Origin of the sequence: Virgibacillus tibetensis, from assembly GCF_036026595.1 — a bacterium.
Lineage (GTDB): Bacteria > Bacillota > Bacilli > Bacillales > Amphibacillaceae > Virgibacillus_P > Virgibacillus_P tibetensis.
Genome location: NZ_JARZFX010000001.1, coordinates 371,172 through 393,886 on the forward strand (window position 1 = coordinate 371,172; position 22,715 = coordinate 393,886).

Annotated in this window: 27 protein-coding genes; 25 read left to right on the forward strand and 2 right to left on the reverse strand. The window is 36.5% G+C overall.

From position 1 onward, the window contains the following. Positions 1 to 54: 54 nt before the first annotated feature. Entirely contained in the window at positions 55 to 420 is a 366-nt protein-coding gene (locus QGM71_RS02055) for a rhodanese-like domain-containing protein (RefSeq protein WP_327605842.1), read from the reverse strand. A 396-nt stretch (positions 421 to 816) separates the two neighbouring features. Between QGM71_RS02055 and QGM71_RS02060 the strand changes: the two genes are divergently transcribed. From QGM71_RS02060 to QGM71_RS02070, 3 genes are all read left to right on the forward strand, one after another. Beyond that, complete coding sequence (locus QGM71_RS02060; RefSeq protein WP_327605843.1) at positions 817 to 3,375, forward strand: vitamin B12-dependent ribonucleotide reductase; 2,559 nt, start codon at positions 817 to 819, stop codon at positions 3,373 to 3,375. A gap of 166 nt (positions 3,376 to 3,541) precedes the next feature. Next, positions 3,542 to 3,982 carry a transcriptional regulator MntR gene (gene mntR, locus QGM71_RS02065; protein ID WP_327605844.1) on the forward strand — a complete coding sequence of 147 codons (441 nt, stop codon included), beginning with the start codon at positions 3,542 to 3,544 and terminating at the stop codon, positions 3,980 to 3,982. A 124-nt stretch (positions 3,983 to 4,106) separates the two neighbouring features. Continuing rightward, positions 4,107 to 5,003 (forward strand): patatin-like phospholipase family protein, encoded by an 897-nt coding sequence (locus tag QGM71_RS02070; RefSeq protein ID WP_327605845.1) that lies wholly within the window; start codon positions 4,107 to 4,109, stop codon positions 5,001 to 5,003. Between the two features lie 170 nt (positions 5,004 to 5,173). Here QGM71_RS02070 and QGM71_RS02075 read toward each other — a convergent pair whose 3' ends face one another. Continuing rightward, positions 5,174 to 5,551: an SA1362 family protein gene (locus QGM71_RS02075; protein ID WP_327605846.1), complete on the reverse strand. Its 378-nt coding sequence runs from the start codon at positions 5,549 to 5,551 to the stop codon at positions 5,174 to 5,176. A gap of 489 nt (positions 5,552 to 6,040) precedes the next feature. Here QGM71_RS02075 and QGM71_RS02080 point away from each other — a divergent pair, with 489 nt between their 5' ends. From QGM71_RS02080 to ahrC, 22 genes are all read left to right on the forward strand, one after another. Then, complete coding sequence (locus QGM71_RS02080; protein ID WP_327605847.1) at positions 6,041 to 6,565, forward strand: YqhR family membrane protein; 525 nt, start codon at positions 6,041 to 6,043, stop codon at positions 6,563 to 6,565. A gap of 117 nt (positions 6,566 to 6,682) precedes the next feature. Further along, positions 6,683 to 7,744 (forward strand): M24 family metallopeptidase, encoded by a 1,062-nt coding sequence (locus QGM71_RS02085; protein ID WP_327605848.1) that lies wholly within the window; start codon positions 6,683 to 6,685, stop codon positions 7,742 to 7,744. 29 nt (positions 7,745 to 7,773) lie between these two features. Further along, a complete protein-coding gene (efp, locus tag QGM71_RS02090) occupies positions 7,774 to 8,331 on the forward strand; it encodes an elongation factor P (protein ID WP_327605849.1) in 558 nt (185 codons plus the stop codon). A gap of 151 nt (positions 8,332 to 8,482) precedes the next feature. After that, the gene (spoIIIAA, locus tag QGM71_RS02095) at positions 8,483 to 9,457 is read left to right on the forward strand and encodes a stage III sporulation protein AA (RefSeq protein ID WP_327605850.1); all 975 of its coding nucleotides are present in this window, start codon (positions 8,483 to 8,485) and stop codon (positions 9,455 to 9,457) included. Further along, positions 9,402 to 9,914: a stage III sporulation protein SpoIIIAB gene (gene spoIIIAB, locus QGM71_RS02100; RefSeq protein WP_327605851.1), complete on the forward strand. Its 513-nt coding sequence runs from the start codon at positions 9,402 to 9,404 to the stop codon at positions 9,912 to 9,914. Before spoIIIAA ends, spoIIIAB begins: the two co-directional genes overlap by 56 nt. A 19-nt stretch (positions 9,915 to 9,933) precedes the next feature. Next, the gene (spoIIIAC, locus tag QGM71_RS02105; protein WP_327605852.1) at positions 9,934 to 10,140 is read left to right on the forward strand and encodes a stage III sporulation protein AC; all 207 of its coding nucleotides are present in this window, start codon (positions 9,934 to 9,936) and stop codon (positions 10,138 to 10,140) included. A 5-nt stretch (positions 10,141 to 10,145) separates the two neighbouring features. Further along, entirely contained in the window at positions 10,146 to 10,538 is a 393-nt protein-coding gene (spoIIIAD, locus tag QGM71_RS02110) for a stage III sporulation protein AD (protein ID WP_327605853.1), read from the forward strand. Positions 10,539 to 10,567: 29 nt separating this feature from the next. Beyond that, positions 10,568 to 11,746 (forward strand): stage III sporulation protein AE, encoded by a 1,179-nt coding sequence (spoIIIAE, locus tag QGM71_RS02115; RefSeq protein ID WP_327605854.1) that lies wholly within the window; start codon positions 10,568 to 10,570, stop codon positions 11,744 to 11,746. Between the two features lie 10 nt (positions 11,747 to 11,756). Then, positions 11,757 to 12,374, forward strand: coding sequence for a stage III sporulation protein AF (gene spoIIIAF / locus QGM71_RS02120; protein WP_327605855.1), 618 nt, complete (start codon positions 11,757 to 11,759; stop codon positions 12,372 to 12,374). After that, positions 12,371 to 13,006, forward strand: a complete 636-nt coding sequence (spoIIIAG, locus tag QGM71_RS02125) for a stage III sporulation protein AG (protein ID WP_327605856.1) — start codon at positions 12,371 to 12,373, stop codon at positions 13,004 to 13,006. Before spoIIIAF ends, spoIIIAG begins: the two co-directional genes overlap by 4 nt. A 15-nt stretch (positions 13,007 to 13,021) precedes the next feature. Next, entirely contained in the window at positions 13,022 to 13,594 is a 573-nt protein-coding gene (locus QGM71_RS02130) for a SpoIIIAH-like family protein (protein WP_327605857.1), read from the forward strand. Positions 13,595 to 13,908: 314 nt separating this feature from the next. Then, entirely contained in the window at positions 13,909 to 14,409 is a 501-nt protein-coding gene (gene accB, locus QGM71_RS02135; protein WP_327605858.1) for an acetyl-CoA carboxylase biotin carboxyl carrier protein, read from the forward strand. 13 nt (positions 14,410 to 14,422) lie between these two features. Further along, entirely contained in the window at positions 14,423 to 15,781 is a 1,359-nt protein-coding gene (gene accC, locus QGM71_RS02140) for an acetyl-CoA carboxylase biotin carboxylase subunit (RefSeq protein ID WP_327605859.1), read from the forward strand. 44 nt (positions 15,782 to 15,825) lie between these two features. Then, on the forward strand, positions 15,826 to 16,224 hold the full coding sequence (locus tag QGM71_RS02145) for an Asp23/Gls24 family envelope stress response protein (protein ID WP_327605860.1): 399 nt from the start codon (positions 15,826 to 15,828) through the stop codon (positions 16,222 to 16,224). A gap of 138 nt (positions 16,225 to 16,362) precedes the next feature. After that, on the forward strand, positions 16,363 to 16,743 hold the full coding sequence (gene nusB / locus QGM71_RS02150; protein WP_327605861.1) for a transcription antitermination factor NusB: 381 nt from the start codon (positions 16,363 to 16,365) through the stop codon (positions 16,741 to 16,743). A 15-nt stretch (positions 16,744 to 16,758) separates the two neighbouring features. Then, entirely contained in the window at positions 16,759 to 17,613 is an 855-nt protein-coding gene (gene folD, locus QGM71_RS02155; protein ID WP_327605862.1) for a bifunctional methylenetetrahydrofolate dehydrogenase/methenyltetrahydrofolate cyclohydrolase FolD, read from the forward strand. Then, positions 17,610 to 18,959 (forward strand): exodeoxyribonuclease VII large subunit, encoded by a 1,350-nt coding sequence (xseA, locus tag QGM71_RS02160; protein ID WP_327605863.1) that lies wholly within the window; start codon positions 17,610 to 17,612, stop codon positions 18,957 to 18,959. Before folD ends, xseA begins: the two co-directional genes overlap by 4 nt. Beyond that, entirely contained in the window at positions 18,952 to 19,185 is a 234-nt protein-coding gene (locus QGM71_RS02165) for an exodeoxyribonuclease VII small subunit (protein ID WP_327605864.1), read from the forward strand. The genes xseA and QGM71_RS02165 overlap by 8 nt, the downstream gene beginning before the upstream one ends. 2 nt (positions 19,186 to 19,187) lie before the next feature. Beyond that, on the forward strand, positions 19,188 to 20,072 hold the full coding sequence (locus tag QGM71_RS02170) for a polyprenyl synthetase family protein (protein WP_327605865.1): 885 nt from the start codon (positions 19,188 to 19,190) through the stop codon (positions 20,070 to 20,072). A gap of 701 nt (positions 20,073 to 20,773) precedes the next feature. Further along, positions 20,774 to 21,349 carry a hypothetical protein gene (locus tag QGM71_RS02175; RefSeq protein ID WP_327605866.1) on the forward strand — a complete coding sequence of 192 codons (576 nt, stop codon included), beginning with the start codon at positions 20,774 to 20,776 and terminating at the stop codon, positions 21,347 to 21,349. Between the two features lie 23 nt (positions 21,350 to 21,372). Next, a complete protein-coding gene (locus QGM71_RS02180) occupies positions 21,373 to 22,194 on the forward strand; it encodes a TlyA family RNA methyltransferase (protein ID WP_327605867.1) in 822 nt (273 codons plus the stop codon). 56 nt (positions 22,195 to 22,250) lie between these two features. Beyond that, the gene (ahrC, locus tag QGM71_RS02185; protein WP_327605868.1) at positions 22,251 to 22,700 is read left to right on the forward strand and encodes a transcriptional regulator AhrC/ArgR; all 450 of its coding nucleotides are present in this window, start codon (positions 22,251 to 22,253) and stop codon (positions 22,698 to 22,700) included. The last annotated feature ends 15 nt before the right edge of the window (positions 22,701 to 22,715 follow it).

The window sequence follows — 22,715 nt, forward strand, 5'->3', positions numbered from 1 at the left end:
GATAGGGGGTAAACCTGTCTCAGGCATTTTATTTGTACTATTTTAAAGCGGAAGTTATTTAATTTTGCCACTCCACTTTTTAAAACCGCCTTTTAATTGATTAATATCTTCGTATCCTTTTTTATGCAGTAGTTGTGCTGCTCTAGCGGACCTGGAACCACTTTGACAATAAAGATATACTGGTTTATCCTTGCGCATTTCGATTAATCTTTGTTTCATTTGTGTGACAGGAATATTTCTGGCTCCCAGAATATGTCCTTTTTTAAATTCCTGTGGCTCTCTTACATCGATCAATTGTGCTTTCCGATAACCTTCCCGAAATTGTTCTTCTGTCAAAGTCTTCATATAATTACGCTGTCTAAAATATCGGAATACACCAATCGCAACTAATAAAACTATCGCTATTACTAAAAACTCCATAGTTTTTCCCCCATCTATCACATTTGTTCCTTCTCTATTATAGGCTGATTTAATAATTTTTTAAAGTATTTTTGTCTAATAATCTTAGTTATATCTTTTTTTGAGTTTTATTTGTGATTAGTTACTAGCAACTAAATTAGTATGAAATGCAAACCATAAAAAAAATGATTTTATAGCAAAAAATTTCTTCAAGCTTTATTTATCGTTGTTTTGCTGTTAAAATCATATGTTTCTGATATTGACAGATTGCAAATTATTCGGTTGAATCACAATATATGGTATAGTTTATTTTTTAAAGCACAATATATTGTTTATTTTTTATTAAATGTGGTATTGTAATACTAACAAAAGTATAAGATAATAGCTTATGTAATTATCTTAGCAAGGAGCGATAAAATGTCGACAATTGTTAAAAACAGAAGAAAAGTTAATGTAGAGGCATTAAATGAAGACATTAAAATGTTTTCTCAAGTTCATTCAATAACTGATGATATGAAACTAACACATAGAGGGGTCTCCCGGTTAGTAATGCTGGATCGGTATGCTTTCAAGGACACAGAAAAAAAGACATTAAGTCAAGGTGACTTTGTAGTCTTAACAGTAAAAGCGGATCCCAATTTTCCAGCAAGAGGGTTAGGATTTGTAAAATCAATAGATTGGACAAGCAAGGAAGCTGAAATACAGGTAGACGAAGAGTTTGTTGCTGTCCTGGATAACGAAGAAGCTGCAACTGGTATTGTGAAACGAAGTTTGGATGTTATTGATAAGCCATTGGAAATTTTTTATGAGCAAATAGCAAAGAGAAATGCTACGGGACTTTCGAGCGTAGAGCAGACGGAGGATAAGCAGCAGCAATGGTACAATACGTTTTACGAGGAGCTGGCAAACCTGAATTTTATTCCAGCTGGAAGAGTATTGTATGGTGCTGGAGCCGACACGGATGTTACATATTTTAATTGTTATGTAATGCCTTACATTAAAGATTCCAGAGAAGGAATTTCTGATCACCGCAAGCAGGTGATGGAGATAATGAGCAGAGGTGGGGGAGTCGGTACGAACGGTTCCACATTGAGACCTAGGAATACACTCGCTAGGGGAGTAAATGGAAAATCTTCGGGCTCTGTTTCATGGCTGGATGATATAGCTAAATTAACGCACCTGGTCGAGCAAGGCGGGTCAAGACGTGGTGCTCAAATGATTATGTTAGTGGATTCGCATCCTGATATTATTGAATTTATTATTTCCAAAATGCAAAACCCAAGAATCCTGAGATACTTGATTGAAAATACAGAAGATGAACAAATAAGACATTTAGCGAAAGAAAAACTAAAGTTTGTACCATTTACAGATACGGAAATTGATCTTTATCAAGGGATCACGAATTATAAAAAAATGCCAGGACTTGGTGGCTTTACACAAGCTGCGATACGCGAAGCGGAAGAAAAGCTGCTAAATGGAGGAACTTACTCCGTTCACGATACAGAATTTTTAACCGGTGCTAATATCTCGGTATGCCTAACAAAAGAATTTATGGAAGCTATTGAAAAAGATGAAATGTACGAGCTGCGCTTCCCGGATGTAGAGAATTATACGAAGGCAGAAATGGCAGCATATAATGAAAAATGGCATGAAGTTGGTGACGTGCGAAGATGGGAAGAAATGGGCTATGGTGTTCGTGTATATCGACGTATTAAAGCAAAAGAGCTATGGAATCTGATCAATATTTGCGCTACTTACTCCGCAGAACCAGGTATTTTCTTTATTGATAATGCGAATGACATGACAAACGCAAAGGCATATGGTGACCAGGTAGTTGCCACTAACCCATGTGGAGAGCAACCATTAGCCCCTTACTCTGTATGCAACCTGGCTGCTGTAAACCTTGCAGAAATGGCAAATAAGACTACTAATAAAGTTGATTTTGAAAAGTTAACTAAAACGGTAAAAACTGGAGTTCGAATGCAGGATAATGTAATTGATGCAACACCTTACTTTTTAGAAGAAAATAAAAAACAAGCACTTGGTGAACGACGTGTTGGCCTTGGAGTGATGGGATTACACGATCTATTAATCTACTGTCAAACCGAATATGGATCAGAAGAGGGCAATAAGTTAGTAGATAAGATTTTTGAAACAATCGCAACTACGGCATATCGTGAATCTATCCAACTTGCTAAGGAGAAAGGCAGCTTTCCTTTCCTTACAGGGGCAACTGAAGAAGAAACAATGGCATTACGGGAAGCATTCATCAACACAGGATATATGAAAAACATGCCTGAGGATATTCGTAAGGGTGTATTAGAATTCGGAATCAGAAATTCACACCTTTTGACTGTAGCACCAACAGGCAGTACTGGCACAATGGTTGGTGTATCAACAGGTCTAGAGCCGTATTTTTCATTTTCATACTACAGAAGCGGAAGACTTGGTAAATTTATTGAAGTAAAAGCAGACATTGTCCAAGAATACCTGGACGCTAACCCGGATCAGGACAATGATAATCTGCCTAAATGGTTTATTACAGCAATGGAACTAGCACCTGAAGCACATGCTGATACACAATGCGTTATTCAACGATGGGTTGATAGTTCCATATCTAAAACGGTTAATGCGCCTAAAGGTTATAAAGTTGATCAGGTAGAGGGTGTATACCGACGATTATACAACGGTGGGGCTAAAGGCGGAACTGTCTATGTAGACGGCAGCCGGGATTCTCAAGTCCTGACTCTTAAAGCAGAAGAAAACACTTTTGGAGAGCAAACTGAATTATTTATTGATACAGAAAAACCAAAAGTAGTACTGATGGACACTATTCAGGAATTAGAAAAAACAAATGTAACCATTGGTTCAGAAATTGGAGATACTTGCCCTGTCTGCAGGAAGGGAAGGGTGCAGGATATTGGTGGCTGCAACACGTGTACAAGCTGTAGTGCACAATTAAAGTGTGGCTTGTAACACGTAAAGGACTTATTATTGAAGCAAAAAGAGGTAACCAAAGGGGTTACCTCTTTTTGTCTTTGACATTGGGTTACTTGTCTAAGACCATAATTTGTTGTATCCTCATAATATAGAAACATTTTTGCCCAGGATAAAAAATTATGCTATGAAATGAGGAGTTATTATGCCTACACCAAGTATGGAAGATTATATAGAACAAATTTACAATCTGATTGACACAAAAGGCTATGCCAGAGTATCTGATATTGCTGAAGCATTAGCTGTACACCCATCCTCTGTAACTAAAATGGTTCAAAAACTAGATAAAGATAAGTATTTAAATTATGAAAAATACCGGGGATTTATTCTTACAGCAAAAGGAAAGAAAATTGGGGAACGATTAGTTTTTCGACATGAATTACTGGAAAATTTTCTTGAAATCATCGGGGTGGATGAAGACAAAATTTATAATGATGTAGAAGGCATAGAACATCACCTTAGCTGGAATTCAATTGATCGGATAGGAGATTTAGTGAATTATTTTAAAGAAGATGAAGAACGGATTGAACAGTTACGGTCATTACATACGGAGAATGAAACAGAAAATAACGAGGAAAATAAATAACCCATAAACTAACTTATCAAGTAGTAAACAGTAGGTAAAACATTAAATTAAAGCCCGCTTGTATTCGGTTCTATTTTTCTGCTCTTTTGCTTAAATTATATAAAAAGGCATAAGGAGAGGGCTAATGAAAATTGATGGTGTATTTTCTGGTGGTGGTGTAAAATCATTTGCGTTTATCGGTGCCCTAAAAAGTATCGAGGAAAACTCCTTGCAGCTGGAACGAGTGGCAGGTACGTCTGCTGGAGCTATTGTAGCATCTTTTATAGCAGCAGATTACCGACATGATGAGATAAGCAATATGTTAACTGAGTTAGACTTAAAGTATTTTTTGGATCCACCAAGGTTAACCACTTGGATACCCTTTAGTAAGTGGTTTTTTTTATACTTCCAATTAGGAATAAATAAAGGAGAAAGGCTAGAAAATTGGTTATATCAACAACTAGCTAAAAAAAATATATTTACCTTTAATGACCTTAAAGAAGGATATCTGAAAGTAGTTGTCAGTGATTTATCATTAGGAAAACTGGTTGTGATCTCTGATGACCTACAAAGAATTTATGGATTAGATCCCGGTAATTTTTCTATAGCTAAGGCAGTACGGATGAGTGCAGGGTTTCCATATTTTTTTATGCCAAAAAAATTAGCAGGTAGAGGGAATGATAAAAGTGTTATTGTAGATGGAGGATTGTTGAGTAATTTTCCGTTATGGATTTTTGAGAACCGGGGTACTAAAAATAACCGCCCTATTTTGGGAGTTAAATTGAGTACTACAGTTGAAGAAAAGAGCCAGCCTCGGCAGATTCGAAACGCATTCGATATGTTTCATGCACTTTTTTCGACAATGAAACAAGCACATGATGCAAGATATATCTCTACATCGCAGAAAAACAATATTATCTTTATCCCTATAGAAGAAGACATGGGGACTACTGATTTTTACATTTCCAATGAAAAGAAGGAACAACTAATTAGTGCTGGAACAAATAGTGCTGATCTTTTTCTAAAGCACTGGCCAAAGTAAGATAAAAAAAGAAGGCCATTTTCTTTGCCGTAGTAACCGCTTCAAATTCCCCGAAAAGTAAAAACCACTTCCCTGAAGAAAATGGAAGCATTTTGAATGGTAAGAATATAATGCATTAGAAGCAACAATCATTAAGAAAAGAACCAAAAAAAAGAAAGGACCAAGTTTACTCAAAAAGTAGCTCGGTCTTTTCCTTTTTTATTTCCATCAATTACGCGCAGATGAGGTGCGCGCTTATTTATTTTCTTCTTCGGTTTCTTTTTATTCAGTACGATAGATTTACTAGTACTAGGTACCGAATGCGAATGTTGTTGATATTTAGATTTGGATTGCTTAACAGCCTGCTTGTATTTTTTCATATCGTTAGAAGGAGCTCTATTTTTAAGGAAAACAAAATAGATAACAGAAAATATGGCTATACCTACCGCTATCATAACAATTATATTTGTTAAAAAGCCTATGGTATTAGTAAATAATTGTGAAAACAGGCCTATAACTGCTAAGCCAATAATTATATATAATACTATGGGGAGTCTTCTGCGGTTCACAGGACCATCCTCCTTTCATTCATGCTATTAAGGTTATTACATACTTTACTATATTGTATACCACTAATTTATACTTTTAAGTCACCATTTTCAATGCTTTTAGTTTATCACGAGGCACGGGAAATGTTATTAACTAGTTTACTACATTTAAATGTAGTGTAAGTTGGTTTCAGCAAGCTGGTTAAACTGTGGTCTGAAATACATATTAATCCTTTTACATAATTAGTAAAGGGTAAACTATTTTAAAAACTTCTAAAATTTATATCTATTATAGATTCTTTCCTTTCCTGCATAAAATATTCAGGTCATAACTTTAATTTTTTGTGGTATTTTTTGGGTTATGAAATTAATATACGTTTGATATGTATTCTTACCAAAAAAAGTGTACTGTAAACTGCCACCATTTTAAGTATAAGTCATTTCTATGGTAAGAGGGAATAGAATTGGTTTTCAAGTTATTGGTAATAATACAAGTTGGAGGTGGCTATTGTGAAACAAAATAAACATAACAAACAATTAGAGCAAAATAATAGTGAAGTTCCTATGTCGTTACTGTCACGAGCGTTGCTAACTGGACTGATCGGTGGAATACTATGGAGTATTTTTGGAATAGTCATGTACTACTTCAATTTCTCCGAGGTTTCACCTAAGTCGTTTATATTACGCTCATGGACAACTGCAGATTGGACGAATAGCTGGTTAGGAAATACAGTAACAATAGTATTGGTCGGAATTCTATCAATTCTGGTGGCATTTATTTATTATGGATTGTTAAAGAAAATAAATTCGATGTGGGTAGGTGCTGCTTTTGGAGTTGTACTCTGGGGAGTAATATTTTATGTCCTGCAGCCTATTTTTGAAAATGTCCCCTTGCTCACTGATTTGAATAATAACACAATTGTGTCTACTATCTGCTTATTTATATTGTATGGTACATTCATAGGTTATTCCATATCCTATGATTATCATGATACGAAAATAAAAGAACAACAACAAACCGAAGTCGAAAACTGAAACTACAACTGCATCAGTATTGTTATTCAAATGAATTGGATTATGATAAACTGATAACATCCGTTTTTACTACAATACTAATTAGTTATAAATTAGAAAGAGAAAGGGATGAAATCAGTGGAGAAGCTTACGAAACTAAGAAAAGCACTGGAAGAAAATGATTTGGATGCAATTCTAATAACAAGTGGAATTAACAGAAGGTATATCACGAATTTTACCGGGACAGCTGGTGCGGCAATTATCAGCAGAAATGATACACGATTTATTACCGATTTCAGATACATGGAGCAGGCTGTTGAACAGGCTGCTGGTTTTCGGGTAGTCGAACACAAGCAACTAATTGACTTGGAAATAAGAGATCAATTGAAGGATATGAATGTTAAGCATCTTGGCTTTGAAAAAGATCATGTAACGTACAGTCAATACGAGACATACAAGAAAGTTATCGAAGCGGAATTGGTTCCAGTAAGTGGTTTAGTAGAAGAATTGCGCTTAATTAAGACCCCTGAAGAATTGGCCGTAATGAAAAAGGCAGCCGAAATAGCTGATCAGGCATTTGAGCATATTCAAGCCTATATTAAAGCGGGAGTTAAAGAAATAGATATTTCAAATGAACTTGAATTTTTTATGCGGAAAAAGGGAGCAACATCTTCTAGTTTCGATATTATTGTTGCATCGGGCTCCCGTTCAGCCCTTCCACATGGCGTTGCTTCTGAAAAAGAAATACAAAATGGGGAGCTCGTGACAATAGATTACGGCGCACTTTACAAAGGCTACTGTTCAGATATTACCAGAACATTTGCTGTCGGGGAAATTAGTAGTGAACTAAGGAAAATTTATGACACAGTGCTCGAAGCTCAATTAATAGGTGTGGATGGAATTAAACCAGGGATTACTGGTAAGGAAGCGGACGCGCTGACTCGGGATTATATAACAGAAAAAGGCTTCGGCGAATATTTCGGACATTCCACAGGGCACGGCTTAGGGCTTGAAGTCCATGAAGGACCAGGATTATCTTTCCGTACAGATAAAAAGTTAGAAGCTGGCATGGTTGTTACAGTGGAGCCTGGTATCTATGTTCCAGGTATTGGCGGTTGCCGGATAGAAGACGATATTATAATAACAGAGACTGGGAATGAACGGTTAACTGTTGCATCGAAGGCATTAATTACTTTATAATTTTAGGATTTAAAGGGAGGAATAATAGAATGATTTCAGTTAATGATTTTAAAACCGGTTTAACTATTGAAGTTGATAATGATATATGGCAAGTACTGGAGTTCCAACACGTAAAACCAGGGAAAGGTGCTGCTTTTGTTCGTTCAAAGCTCCGGAACTTACGTAATGGCAATATTCAGGAAAAAACTTTCCGTGGTGGAGAGAAAGTCAGTAAAGCACATATAGAAAATAAAACAATGCAATATTTATATGCTTCAGGTGATACACATGCATTTATGGATACAAAAACATATGAACAAATTGAAATTCAGTCAAAACAGATTGAATATGAATTAAAGTTTATAAAAGAAAATATGGAAGTCCACATAATTACCTATGAAGGTGAAATTCTTGGTGTTGACTTACCAAATAATGTTGAGTTGACTGTAACTGAAACAGAGCCTGGTATAAAAGGCGATACAGCAAGTGGTGGTTCGAAACCTGCAACACTCGAAACTGGCCATACGGTTCAAGTACCATTCTTTATTAATCAAGGCGATATGTTAGTAATAAATACATCGGATGGCAAGTACGTATCAAGAGCATAAATTTATATACACAGCTATAGACAGTCCTTATATTTATAAGGGCTGTTTTTTTGTGTGTGCAAATATGATGGAATAAAGTCAGCTAGTCATATTTTTAACAGTTAAACATACATTTTACTATAAAGCTACTACTAAAGAGTGGGGACAAGTTATGGAAGAGATTCTGCGTTTATTTCCAAACGAACTAAAAGGATTAATAGAAAGTAAAATTGCATTCAGGTGGCAGTTACTGCAGGAAATCCGGCTTCGTTTAAATCAGCAGGTTGAACTGATATTCAATACGGAAAGTGAATGGGTTGAGATAACTTCTGTAAGGGAAGATTTTGTATTTGTTGTAAACCAGTTAAGTGAATTCTCACTCTATCGTATGGAAGACGAACTTCGTGAAGGCTATATAACCATAGAAGGTGGACATCGGGTAGGTCTTGCGGGAAAAGTGAATACACTAGGTGGCAATGTTAAAGCAATTCAGCATATCACTTTCTTAAATATTCGAATTGCAAAGCAAATAATTGGAACGGCTACACCTATTATTCCTTATATGTATAAATCTGCTTATCTCAGTACCCTTTTTGTTGGACCACCGCAAACTGGAAAAACGACTATTATAAGGGATGTCAGCAGGTTAATTGCAACAGGTTGGGGAAATGTTCCAGCAAAAAAAGTAGGAATTATTGATGAACGATCAGAAATAGGTGCTTCTATAAAGGGAGTTCCCCAACATGATTTAGGGCGTAGAACAGATGTGATGGATGCCTGCCCTAAAGCTGAAGGAATGATGATGATGATCCGTTCCATGTCACCGGACGTTCTTGTAGTAGATGAGATTGGCAGCAAGAGCGATGTCGCAGCACTGCTGGAGGCAATTAATGCAGGTGTAGTTGTAATTTGTACAATACATGGTCAATCACTAACTGAGCTGAAAAAAAGACCAATTATACAACCTTTGTTTCTTCAACACGTGTTTAAACGCATCGTTTTGCTGGAGAAACATCGTGATCCAGGTCGTATTAACTCTATATACGATCATAATGAGGTAAATATTCTACAGAAATCGAGGGGCTTATCGAATGCAGTGGATTGGAGCACTTCTTTTCATAGGCACGACAACATGGATCGGATTTGAGTGGAGTAATAAATTAAATAATCGGCCAAAGCATATCAGGCAGGTGAAGAATGCTCTTCAGATATTAGAAGCAGAAATACTGTATAGTCAAGCACCATTGCAGGATGCATTTATAACAATTGCAAAACAGATACCACAACCTTCTAAGTCTTTTTTCCATGCTTTGGGTCTTTCTATGAAAAACGGCAATACAGAGTTACCAGGTCTGTGGGACAAGAATGTTAATGACTTTCTAAGGGTCTCTTGTTTGGGAAATAATGAAAGCGAAATTCTTAAGCAATTTGGCCGGACATTAGGTCAGCATGATTTTTATCAGCAGCAAAAGTATATTCAACTCACCCTCAGTCATCTGGACCGCGAGCTGGAGGAAGCTAGGGATAACCAATATAAATATAGTAAAATGGCGAAAGGCTTAGGGGTATTATGTGGACTGTTTATTGTATTGCTGCTTATTTAAGGAGGAAAGGAGACCATCTATGCTTACTGATGCAACGATATTATTTCAAATAGCAGGAATCGGAGTCATAGTAGCATTGATTCATACCATATTAAAGCAAATGGGAAAAGAAGAGATCGCACAATTTGCAACATTGTTGGGGTTTATTATCGTTCTTGTCATGGTAATAAATGGTCTTTCGGATTTATTTCAACAGATTAAATCTGTATTTCTTTTCCAGGGGTAAATGAGATGGATATATTACAAATCGTCACTTTAGGGATTATATCAAGTATATTGTATATCGTTTTGAAGGATCTAAGCCCATCATTTGCCTTCTTTTTAATCCTTATAACCGGAATTATAATTTTCTTATCTATTATTCAGCAAATAGGCAGTATTTTTCGTTTAATTGAATCCTTAGGAGAAAAAGCAAATGTTGAAGGAATGTACATGGAAACAATTCTGAAAATAATAGGGATTGCCTATATTGCAGAACTTGGAGCTAGTTTAACAAAGGATGCAGGTCTAGTATCAGTGGCAACTAAGATTGAGCTGGCAGGCAAAATATTCATCCTTCTGCTTGCTGTACCGATCATTACTGCAGTAATAGAGGCTATTTTGAGCTTTCTGCCAGCTACATGATTCCAGTATGAAAGGAGTAATTATGGTGAATGAAACGAAATAAAGGAATGGTTATATTACTGTTCGCTTTAATTATTTCCATTTCTGCACAAACAACAGTTGCTTTAGCAGCACCTCAAACGGAGGATTTAGATGAACTAATGCTGGAGAAGATATCGCTCGACAGGGTCCAAAGTTATTGGGACGAGCTAGTGAATGACTATGGAGGTTACTTGCCTGAACTGGAAAAAACCAGCATCTATGAATTTATTAAAAACAAAGGTTCCTTTTCACTAAAAAATATATTTATTGGGATTCTTGAATTTTTGTTTCACGAACTAATTCTAAATGGAAAACTACTTGGATTACTTTTAATGCTTACATTATTTTCTATTGTTCTACAAACAATGCATAACGCATTTGAACGTAGCACAGTTAGTAAAATTGCTTATTTTGTTGTCTATTTAGTACTTATATTTATAGCATTGAACAGCTTTTATTTAGCTTTTTCATATGCCAAGGATGCAATTGATACAATGAGTAGCTTCATGATTGCATTACTGCCTCTGGTTTTGGGTTTAATGGCGACCTTTGGGAGTGCAGTCTCTGTTTCTTTTTTCCACCCTATCATAATTTTTCTAATTCATGTAAGTGGGGTTTTAATCTCAAACTTTATCCTTCCACTGTTATTTTTATCGGCATTATTATTAATTGTAAGTAGTCTAAGTGAAAATTATCAGGTTACTCACCTGGCGAATTTATTTAAAACCGTTGCTTTGGGTGTCCTTGGAGTATTTTTAACTATATTTCTTGGTGTAATGTCAGTTCAAGGTGCAGCCAGTGCCATTCAGGATGGAGTAGCCATGAAAACGGCAAAATTCATTACTGGTAATTTTATCCCAGTTGTGGGGCGAACATTTACTGATGCAGCAGATACTATATTAAGTGCTTCTTTACTTTTAAAAAATGCTGTAGGTATTGTAGGGGTAGTAATCATAATTTTTCTGGCCCTATTTCCCGCTTTAAAAATATTTGCAATTGCCATCATTTATAAAATAGCGGCTGCTGTGTTACAACCAATAGGCGATGGGCCTGTTATTTCTACCTTAAATACGATCAGTAAGTATATTGTCTATACTCTGGCATGCTTGCTCGCTGTATCTTTTATGTTTTTATTAGCCATCGTAATCATTGTTGTGGCAAGCAATATTACTCTCCTTCTAAGATAGGATGATAAAAATGGAAGTGCTGACCCAATGGGTTACTCAAATAATAATTTTCTTATTATTGGCTGCAATAATAGATTTACTAATACCGGCAACTAGCATGAAAAAATATATAAAATTAGTAGTTGGGCTGATTTTAATTCTTATCTTACTAAAACCTGTCTTTTTTTTATTCAATATAAACATACAAGAAGCCTTGGAAACCTCATTATCACAGCTTAATCAGGAAAATATAAGCAGCGATTCCATCGAAAATTTAATTGAATTTCAAAAAAAAGAAATACAAGCACCTCAGGATGCATATATTTTAGAACAAATGGCTGTTCAACTAAAAGAGGTAGCAAAAGATCCATTGTTTGAAAACTATCATGCAATTATTACGGACATCGAATTTGTATTTATTGCAGAAAGTGATCTGGCATTTGATAATCTGGAAGAAGTCATTGTGTATCTGCGAGAATTAGAGAACGGGGAGGGAGCAGTGAGTTTAGTTGAAGACGTTGTAATTAATATGGACGACCCAGCAGTTGATGAAGGACAAGATATTGATCAGATCGAGATATTATTAAGAGAGATTTGGGAGTTTGATAACAAGAAGTTAACTATCATGTGGGAGGGAGGGGCATCTTGAAAAAAAAAATCCAAGATTATTTTCAACAAAAAGATAGTGAGAGTAAAATAAAACAACCGTCAAGAAAAACTGGTTATATAATCGTACTCGCTCTAATTGGGCTACTTCTGATTATCCTGGGTAATGTGTTTACCTCACAACCACCGGAAGCAGATATAGAGCAAAATTTTGAAAATCAGATGGAGCAAACAATTCATGAACCAGTGGCAGAAGAAGCGTCCACTACTTCAAATGTAGATGAACTGGAATCAGTTTACAAAAAGGATTTAGAATCTATGTTAAACAAGATACAAGGTGTTTCAGAAGCTGAGGTAATGGTGAATCTTGATTCAACAGATATTAAGGTATATGAAAAAAATCTTATAAAAGGACAGCAAACAAGTGATGAGAATGATAGAAACGGAGGAACGAGGAAAGTAGAAGACAGTACAGAAGAAGTTCAAACCGTACTGGTGAGGCAAGGGGATAAAGAGGTTCCTTTATTGATACAAACAAAAAAGCCAGAAGTAAGAGGAGTATTTGTTGTAGCAAAGGGAGCAGATCATGCAACAGTGAAAAAATGGATAATTGAAGCGGTATCTCGTGTACTTGATGTTCCAACACATAGAGTTTCTGTAATGCCAAAGAATTAAGGGAGGAATAAATTTATGTTAAAGAAACAAACGGTGTGGCTGTTAACCATGTTGAGTTTAATGATTGTCCTGAGTGTCTATTATATGACCTCTCCAACTAACGAAGATCTGGCCTATATTGATAGTGGGCAAAGTGATTCAGAAGAGACAATGACAACAGATTCCAATGAAGCAGATACAAATGGAGGCGATGATGCAGAAGTAAGTGACATTACAAATCTGGGACAGGATGAGCTGTTTACTACAATCCGTATGGAACTACAAGACGAACGTAGTATGAAAAAAGATCGTTTAACAGATGTTGTTGCCTCAAGCAGCTCATCTGCGGATGAAAAAGAAGAAGCTTTAAAGGATATAGATGTATTAGAAAACATTTCAACCAAAGAAACTATATTAGAGGAATCGATATTGGGTGCATCGGACTATCAAGACGTACTAGTTCGCTCAGATAACGATAAAGTGCATGTTCATGTAAAAGTGGAACAGCTATCTAAGTCTGAAGTAGTAAATATTATGCAAATGGTACGAGATGAATTTGGGGAAGTACCTGTAGATGTGAATTTCCAACCCACTGAAAAAAGCGAATAATAGGATGATAATAAATAAGGGCCCGGATGTTTACTACGTCCGGATCCTTATTTAATATTATGTCCGATTAGAAAACAATTCGCTTTGCTAGAATAACATTGTTATAATTAAAATAAGGATGGATACATAGTAATTATTGTTTCCAACTCTGTGATACGTTTTTTTGAATCAAATTAGACCAATAACAACAGTCATTTCATACTAACACACTTTATTTCCCTTGATGTTTTATGTTTGTTTATCGTAAAATGTTTAAGAGAAGTTATTAGTAGCTAATAACAAGACTTTTTTTATTTAAACAAAGGGGTGCAGAAATGTTAAAAGTTCAAGAAATACGGGAAATAATCAAGTTAATAGATCAATCATCTATTCACGAATTTACTTATGAGACAAACGGAACAACGGTATCTCTGAAAAAAGCAGACGGTACTAGCTCCGTAAAGCAGCAAGAAGAAGCTGTGCCGGTCGTACAGCAGACAGTACCGATAACAAAGGAGTCTGTTGATACAGAAGAAAAGATTCAAACTAAGGAATCCGAACAGGAACAGTCTAAAACGGAGACACAGGTTGATTATGATGTTGAAATTGTATCTCCGATGGTGGGCACGCTTTACACTGCACCATCCCCTGAAAGTGATGTTTATGTAAAAAAAGGGAGCAAGGTGGAGAGTAGCACTGTCGTTTGTATTGTTGAAGCAATGAAATTATTTAATGAGATAGAAGCAGAAGTAACAGGTGAAATTGTAGAAGTACTAGCCGAGGACGGCGAATTAGTAGAATATGGACAACCACTATTTAGAGTAAAGAAGAAGTAAGGGGATGGACCGATTGATTAAGAAACTGTTAATTGCTAACAGAGGGGAGATAGCAGTTCGAATTATACGTGCGTGCAAAGAAATGGACATAGAAACTGTGGCTGTCTATTCTGAAGCAGATAAAGAATCACTGCATGTTCAATTAGCAGATGAAGCTTATTGCATTGGGCCCACGTTAAGTAAAGACAGCTATCTTAACTTTACTAATATTATGAGTGTAGCTACATTAACTGAAGTCGATGCTATTCACCCTGGGTATGGGTTTTTAGCGGAGAATGCTGACTTTGCAGAGATCTGTAAAGCATGCAATATTATCTTTGTTGGCCCAACTCCAGAATCGATTCAGAAAATGGGCATCAAAGATGTAGCACGGGAAACGATGAAAAGTGCAAACGTACCAATTGTACCTGGATCTAATGGAATTATTGCCAATGAACAAGATGCAATTGATATAACAGCAGACATTGGTTATCCAGTTATAATAAAGGCAACTGCTGGTGGTGGTGGAAAGGGAATTCGTGTAGCGAGGAATGAAGAGGAATTAACCAAAGGGATCAGAGTTACCCAAAAAGAAGCTGAGCAGGCTTTCGGTAATCCTGGTGTTTATATAGAAAAGTATATTGAAGACTTCCGTCATGTTGAGATTCAAGTGTTAGCCGATATGCATGGCAATGTCGTACACTTGGGTGAAAGGGACTGCACTATTCAGAGAAGACTTCAAAAGCTAATAGAAGAAACCCCCTCCCCGGCAATTACACCTGAAATTCGTCAGAAAATGGGCGAAGCATCAGTAAAAGCAGCTGAGGCTGTTGGCTATGTAGGTGCTGGTACCATTGAGTTTATTTTTGACAGAAAAAGTAAAGAATTCTACTTCATGGAGATGAATACAAGAATTCAAGTAGAACATCCTGTTACAGAGATGGTAACAGGGGTCGACTTAATTAAAGAGCAAATAAATATTGCTAATAACGAGGAACTTTCTTTTAAGCAGAAAGATATTGAATTTAACGGTTGGTCAATTGAGTGCAGAATCAATGCTGAAAATCCATTTAAGAACTTTATGCCTTCCGCTGGCAAAATAGAAATGTATCTTCCACCAGGAGGCTTCGGGGTGAGAGTAGATTCAGCTGCTTATCCCGGTTATAGTATACCTCCTTATTATGACTCAATGATTGCCAAACTAATAACGTATGCTTCTACACGTGAAGAAGCAATTAAACGGATGAAACGCTCATTGGATGAGTTTGTCATTGAAGGAGTTTTTACTACTATTCCGTTTCACCGGTTGATAATGGAACATGATACTTTTCTTAAAGGAGATTTTAATACGAATTTCTTGGAGGACAATCCAATTTTGGAAAAGGAAGAATAGAAATATTCCGACTTTCATTAAGTATTAATAAAGGAGTGGTAACGATGAGTGAGCAACCTTTGTTAAATGTAAGTGATAATACGGGCTTGGGGAAAGTTGAAATCGCACCTGAAGTTATTGAGGTTATTACGGGAATAGCTGCTGCTGAGGTTGAGGGTCTATACGCAATGCGAGGTAATTTCGCCTCTGGTGTAGTTGAGAGATTCGGTAAGAAATCACATAGCAAAGGGGTTAAGGTAGAGCTGACTGAAAGTGGGATCTTAATTGACCTATTTGTAGTAATGAACTTTGGCGTATCAATTCCACAGGTCGCTCAAAAGATACAGTCGAACATCAGGCAGACACTAAAAAATATGACAGCATTAGAGATTGATGAAATAAATGTTCATGTTGTCGGGATTCAGATGGACGGTAAAGACAGTACAGAAGAAAATTTCGAATAATATCAAGGCCAAAAGACTCTGTCTTTTGGCCTTGATATATTCAGATTAGAATTTCTATCCTGCATATGATTAGATTCTAGCTTTGCCTATCTAATCATGTTATTATTTGTAGGAGATATGTTCAAAGGAGCTATAAAGATGAATAGACATACAGCAAGAGAGAAGGCATTTCAAGTACTATTTCAATTGGATATAAATGACAATGAACCTACCACAGCAATAGCAGAGTTTCTTGAAAATGAAGAGAATAATACATTTCTAACTGCGCTTGTAGAAGGTGTAGCTCAGTATAAGACTGAAATAGACAATATTATTACAAGGAATCTTGAAAATTGGTCCATCCACCGAATAGCATCTGTGGAAAAAACCATTCTGCGAATTGCAACTTATGAAATTAACTTTTTAGAAGACATTCCAACAAATGTCTCCATAAATGAGGCTGTAGAACTGGCTAACTCATATGGGGATGATAAATCAGGAAAATTTATCAATGGAGTTCTGTCAAAAATCATTGCATGAAGGGAGATAATAGCTATGTCAGCTACAGTAATTAATGGAAAAGATCTCGCTCAGGAACTAAGAAATAATATGAAAGAAGAAGTTTCAGAGTTAAAAGAGAAAGGCATAATTCCTCATTTAACAGTAATATTAGTGGGTGATAACCCTGCTTCCAAATCATATGTAAACGGGAAGAAAAAAGCCTCCGAGGAAACTGGTATTGTTTCAGATATCATTGAGCTTCCAGTATCTACTACAGAGGAAGAACTTCTTAATCTAATTAAAGAGTTAAACCAGGACGTTTCTGTTCACGGAATATTAGTTCAGCTTCCACTTCCAGAACACATAAAGGAAGAACATATTATTGAAACAATCATACCGTCTAAGGACGTTGATGGATTTCATCCAATAAATATAGGGCGGATGATGACAGGCAATGATTCATTACTTCCATGTACACCATACGGAATTGTAACCATGCTGAAATCAAGAAATATTACTATTCAAGGTAAACATGCTGTTGTTATTGGACGAAGTAATATAGTTGGTAAGCCTGTGGGTCAGTTGTTATTAAATGAAAATGCAACAGTTACTTATTGTCATTCGAAAACTCGTAATTTAAAAGAACATACTACAAGAGCAGATATCCTAATAGTAGCCATAGGGATTCCAAATGTTATTAATAGGGATCACCTTAAACAGGATGCCGTTGTAATTGATGTGGGTATAAATAGAACAGATAACGGTTCGTTAACAGGAGATGTTGACTTTGAAAGTGCAAAGAGCAAAGCATCCTATATTACACCAGTACCAAGAGGTGTTGGTCCCATGACAATTGCAATGTTACTGAAGAATACAATTAAAGCAGCCAAGGGGCTGTCCATTAATTGAAGAATAACTACTTAACAGTCACTGCCTTAACTAAGTATATTAAACGTAAGATTGATACAGATCCCCATTTAAAGAACATCTGGCTCAAGGGTGAAATATCTAATTTTAAACACCACAGTCGTGGACATATGTACTTAACAATCAAGGATGAACAATCCCGTATGCAGGCTGTAATGTTTGCAGGAAACAACAGATCTTTGAAATTCAACCCAGAGAATGGAATGAATGTTTTAATAAAAGGTGAGATAAGTGTTTTTGAAGCATATGGTCAATATCAGTTATACATTCAGCAAATGGAACCAGACGGTGTCGGTGCATTGTTTTTAGCATTCGAACAATTGAAAGTCAAATTACATAAACTGGGTTATTTTGACGACACCCATAAAAAGGAAATTCCATTATTTCCAAAGCATATTGGAATAGTAACTTCACCAACTGGTGCAGCGGTTCGAGATATTATCACAACATTAAGAAGAAGGTATCCAATTGCAGCAGTTACAGTGCTTCCAGTACTTGTGCAGGGACCAAATGCCGCCAATTCAATAAAGAATGCAATTGAATTGGCTAATGAAAAAGCAATCTTCGATGTATTAATAGTTGGGCGTGGTGGTGGTTCCATTGAAGAGCTGTGGAGTTTTAATGAAGAGATAGTCGCTGAAGCTGTCTTCCAATCGAAAATACCAATTATCTCTGCGGTCGGCCATGAAACCGATGTTACCATTTGTGACTATGTGGCTGATTTACGTGCAGCTACACCAACAGGAGCCGCTGAATTAGCAGTACAGTCCCAAGATGAGTTAAAGGCCAGAATAGTTACTCTCAGCCGGTCTATGACACGCGAATTGGATAGGGAAATTACTACCAATGATCAACATTTACAGCGCATAAAGCAATCTTACGCCTTTCGTTACCCAGAACAGCTTTTAAAACAAAAGGAACAGGAATTGGATAAACACGTTGAGAACGTCCAGAAAACGCTGTTAAATCAATTGGATCAAAAGAATAAAATGTATAAAAATCTGTACACTCGTTTTAAAAATCAACACCCTGAAAATCAAATGGAAAGATCAAAGAAGCAATTAAATCAGTATGTTAAACAACAAAGCTACTATATTAATGAGGCTATCAAACGAAAGAGCGTTCAATTATCAAATAATTTAGAGAAATTAACTTTATTAAATCCATTGGAAACAATGAAACGCGGATTTGCTGTTCCATATGATAACAACGGGGAAATTATTAAATCATACAGACAAGTAAAAAAACAGGATATTATTAAGATTAATTTGATGGATGGGAACTTAAGTTGTAAAGTATTGGAAGTAGAGGGGGATCCGAATGAGTAAGAACAAAGAGCTAACGTTTGAAGAAGCGATGGAAAAACTAGAAGTAATTGTTGAAAAACTGGAAGAGGGAGATGTCCCACTAGAAAAGGCGATTAATTATTACCAAGAAGGTATGAATCTGTCAAAACTATGTAATGACAAACTAAAAAACGTTCAGGAAAAAATGGCCCAGATAATGAATGAGCAAGGAGATCTTGAAGAGTTTGATATACAGGAGGAAGAATAACTGTGCAGGAGAACCTAAACAACTATATTAAAGATAAGAAGGAAGCAATACACAAAGAACTGATTAGATACCTAGAAGACCTTGTTATCCCTGATAAGCTAAAAGAATCCATGCTCTATTCTGTGAAAGCTGGAGGGAAAAGATTACGTCCAGTCCTATTACTTGCTGCTTACGAAGCATATGGTGACAATACACAAAAAGCTCTTACTTCAGCAATTGCGCTTGAATTCATTCACACCTATTCTTTAATACATGATGATCTACCTGCAATGGATAATGATGACTATCGAAGAGGTAAACCCACGAACCATAAAGAATTTAATGAAGCTACCGCCATACTGGCAGGGGATGCTCTGTTAACATATAGCTTCGAGGTCATTTCTAATGACCCACTGCTTAATGATACTCAAAAAGTTAACCTTATAAAAGCGTTATCTTACTCCAGCGGACCGAATGGAATGGTAGGCGGGCAGATGCTGGATATGCACGCTGAAAACCTTCCAATTACCCTGACAGAGCTTGAAGAAATTCATACCCATAAAACAGGTGAGCTATTAAGGTTTGCTATATACGCAGGAGCATACCTGGGAAAAGCTACAAGTGAACAATTAAGCTATTTGAAGGATTTTGCTTATTATTTAGGCTTAATATTTCAAGTGCAAGATGATATTTTAGATATTACTGGAGACCCGGATAAAATCGGTAAACCAGTAGGCAGTGATGAAGGAAATCAAAAAAGCACGTATCCGAAACTATTGGGTTTAGAAGGTGCTGTTGAACAGAAGAACTCCTATGTCATGAAGGCGAAAGAAGCACTAAAGAAAGCCAATGCTGAACACTCTTATTTAATGCAGTTGACAGATTTTTTCAGTCAGAGAGATCACTAATATTTTCTGGAAGTCTCCGCTATTATATGTTATAATTATAAGGAATATAGGAATGGTGCAGTATTCTAGTCAGTCCTCCGTTCCTGAAGGCGGGCCTAAAAATCTGCCAAAGGGCATATCGATGAAGTTCCTTGTGTTGGCTTGAGGCGCCCAGCCTTGGGTCAGTGCTGGGAGTTAAGGTTTTTGGGCGATCCACAAAGGCATGTGGGCGTTGACCCGATTACCGTGGAGGCCCATCTCTGTAGTGGTAACTAAGCCTAGGGACCATTATGGAATGGGGTATGAACCTGTACAATATGGTAAGGGACACCTTATTTGCAGCGTAGCCTGCCTTGAGTGGTGTTAGAGGGGATTAGAGTCGCAAATAGCAAACTGGGTGGCCACCAGTTTGACTGTTTTTATTCTCTATGAAATCTTCACTGCAAAAGAGGCTAGGGAACGGTTAAGGACTGCTGAGGAAATCTCCTAGACTGTTCGATTGACGTTTAAAAGGGATTATAGTGTGGACTAAGTGGTAATCCAGTCTAGCTAATGGTGACAAGCTAAGATGGGTTTAATGGGGAACCGCCTACATGGCAACATGGGGTACTCATCTGGGAAAACCTACTGGACCTAAGCCGCAGTTTTTACCTTTTAAATGACCATTCCTTATACATAGCACGTATTTTAAATCCAACTTTAATTGAGGTATAAAATAAAAAATGAAATTACAGTTAAAAAGATCACTAAAATTCAGTTTGACAATTGCCGTTATCACATTTGTGTTAGCGGCTATTTTTTCAGTCATATCATCCTCCATATTAAGCGGAGTTGTGTGGATAATCGGCTTGTTGATTGTCTTATTAATTGTTCTTACAGGAGTCATATTTGATATGTTAGGGATAGCAGCAACTGCTGCTAATGAAACACCCTTTCATGCGATGGCTGCTGAAAAGGTTGTAGGTGCAAAAGAAGCGGTAATTATTGTTAGAAATGCTGACAGATTTGCCAGTTTCTGTAATGATGTAATAGGAGATATTTCGGGAATAGTAAGTGGAACAGCAACTGCAATTGTTGTCCTCCAAATTGCTGCGCTCTTTGAATCCGGAGATGGCTCTTCGGTGCAGATTGTTCTATCTGTTTTATTGACAAGCATGGTAGCAGCAATTACAGTTGGTGGTAAAGCAATCGGGAAATTTCTCGCGATAAACGCTTCAACAAAGATAATATTTTTTGTAGGAAAAGTCATTTTCTTAATTGAAAATAAAATAAAAATAAATATACTTCCTAAAAATTAGAGAAGAAGTAAGGACGCAATATAATGGTGAAAAAACGTTTAGATGTTCTATTAGTCGAAAGGAATTTAATCGAAACAAGGGAAAAAGCCAAACGGTTAATTATGGCTGGACTCGTATTCTCAGAACAAAACCGGTTGGATAAACCAGGTGTTAAAGTAGATGAGGAAATTCCGCTTACAGTAAAAGGAAAACTTATTCCCTACGTTGGGCGAGGTGGACTTAAGCTCGAGAAAGCATTGCAGTACTTTTCTATTTCTGTCGAAGACAAAGTTATGATTGACGTAGGATCATCAACTGGAGGCTTTACTGATTGCGCTCTGCAAAATGGAGCTAGACTCAGCTATGCTATTGATGTAGGTTATAACCAACTTGATTGGAAATTAAGAAATGATAAACGTGTAATTGTCATGGAACGAACGAACTTTCGGTATGTAACACCAGATATGTTACATAGTGACCAACCGAACTTTGCTTCCATTGATGTTTCATTCATCTCTTTAAAATTGATTTTGCCAGTATTAAAAACATTATTGGAATCAGGTAGTGATGTCATTGCTTTGATAAAGCCTCAATTTGAAGCTGGTCGCGACCAGGTAGGTAAAAAAGGAATTGTAAGAGATAAAAAAGTGCATTACAGTGTGTTAAAACAAATAGTAGCATTTGCACAAAGTGAACGATATGAAGTCATTGACCTTACGTTTTCTCCAATAACTGGAGGCGATGGCAATATTGAATTTTTGGCACACTTCGGCTGGGAAAAAAATAAAGGGAAATTGGTGTCAGATGTCGAACTAGAACAATTAGTAGAAATGGCGCATAATGAACTAAAGTCTCTCGCTAAATAATTATAGATAATTGTATACCTATAAATTAGTAATAGTATGTGATAGGGGGTGCAAAAATGAGTAAAATACAACGGCACATCAAAATTCGTGAGTTAATCACGGAAAATGAAATAGAAACCCAAGATGACCTTGTGGACCATTTAAAATACTTGGGCTATAAAGTAACCCAAGCTACAGTCTCACGAGACATTAAAGAACTTCATCTTGTGAAGGTTCTTACTAATAAAGGTACTTATAAGTATAGCCTGCCCGCGGATTCGCGATTTAACCCGTTAAATAAACTGAAGCGTTTAATTATGGATGCATTTGTAAAAATAGAAAATGCAGGCCATTTTATTGTTTTGAAAACACTTCCAGGCAATGCTCATGCTGTAGGTGTTTTAATTGATAATCTGGACTGGGAAGAAATTATGGGAACTATATGTGGTGATGATACCTGCTTAATTATTTGCAAAACGGAAGCAGATTCAGAAAAACTGAAAGAACGATTTATAGGAATGCTATAGCCCATTATAATAATG

Coding starts and splice junctions, on each gene's coding strand:
- nusB (WP_327605861.1), top strand. CDS start 16,363: ATGAATAGACATACAGCAAGAGAGAAGGCATTTCAAGTACTATTTCAA.
- folD (WP_327605862.1), top strand. CDS start 16,759: ATGTCAGCTACAGTAATTAATGGAAAAGATCTCGCTCAGGAACTAAGA.
- QGM71_RS02165 (WP_327605864.1), top strand. CDS start 18,952: ATGAGTAAGAACAAAGAGCTAACGTTTGAAGAAGCGATGGAAAAACTA.
- QGM71_RS02070 (WP_327605845.1), top strand. CDS start 4,107: ATGAAAATTGATGGTGTATTTTCTGGTGGTGGTGTAAAATCATTTGCG.
- QGM71_RS02060 (WP_327605843.1), top strand. CDS start 817: ATGTCGACAATTGTTAAAAACAGAAGAAAAGTTAATGTAGAGGCATTA.
- QGM71_RS02055 (WP_327605842.1), bottom strand. CDS start 420: ATGGAGTTTTTAGTAATAGCGATAGTTTTATTAGTTGCGATTGGTGTA.
- efp (WP_327605849.1), top strand. CDS start 7,774: ATGATTTCAGTTAATGATTTTAAAACCGGTTTAACTATTGAAGTTGAT.
- QGM71_RS02175 (WP_327605866.1), top strand. CDS start 20,774: ATGAAATTACAGTTAAAAAGATCACTAAAATTCAGTTTGACAATTGCC.
- spoIIIAB (WP_327605851.1), top strand. CDS start 9,402: ATGCAGTGGATTGGAGCACTTCTTTTCATAGGCACGACAACATGGATC.
- QGM71_RS02145 (WP_327605860.1), top strand. CDS start 15,826: ATGAGTGAGCAACCTTTGTTAAATGTAAGTGATAATACGGGCTTGGGG.
- spoIIIAE (WP_327605854.1), top strand. CDS start 10,568: ATGAAACGAAATAAAGGAATGGTTATATTACTGTTCGCTTTAATTATT.
- spoIIIAD (WP_327605853.1), top strand. CDS start 10,146: ATGGATATATTACAAATCGTCACTTTAGGGATTATATCAAGTATATTG.
- ahrC (WP_327605868.1), top strand. CDS start 22,251: ATGAGTAAAATACAACGGCACATCAAAATTCGTGAGTTAATCACGGAA.
- spoIIIAC (WP_327605852.1), top strand. CDS start 9,934: ATGCTTACTGATGCAACGATATTATTTCAAATAGCAGGAATCGGAGTC.
- QGM71_RS02130 (WP_327605857.1), top strand. CDS start 13,022: ATGTTAAAGAAACAAACGGTGTGGCTGTTAACCATGTTGAGTTTAATG.
- spoIIIAF (WP_327605855.1), top strand. CDS start 11,757: ATGGAAGTGCTGACCCAATGGGTTACTCAAATAATAATTTTCTTATTA.
- spoIIIAA (WP_327605850.1), top strand. CDS start 8,483: ATGGAAGAGATTCTGCGTTTATTTCCAAACGAACTAAAAGGATTAATA.
- accB (WP_327605858.1), top strand. CDS start 13,909: ATGTTAAAAGTTCAAGAAATACGGGAAATAATCAAGTTAATAGATCAA.
- QGM71_RS02180 (WP_327605867.1), top strand. CDS start 21,373: ATGGTGAAAAAACGTTTAGATGTTCTATTAGTCGAAAGGAATTTAATC.
- mntR (WP_327605844.1), top strand. CDS start 3,542: ATGCCTACACCAAGTATGGAAGATTATATAGAACAAATTTACAATCTG.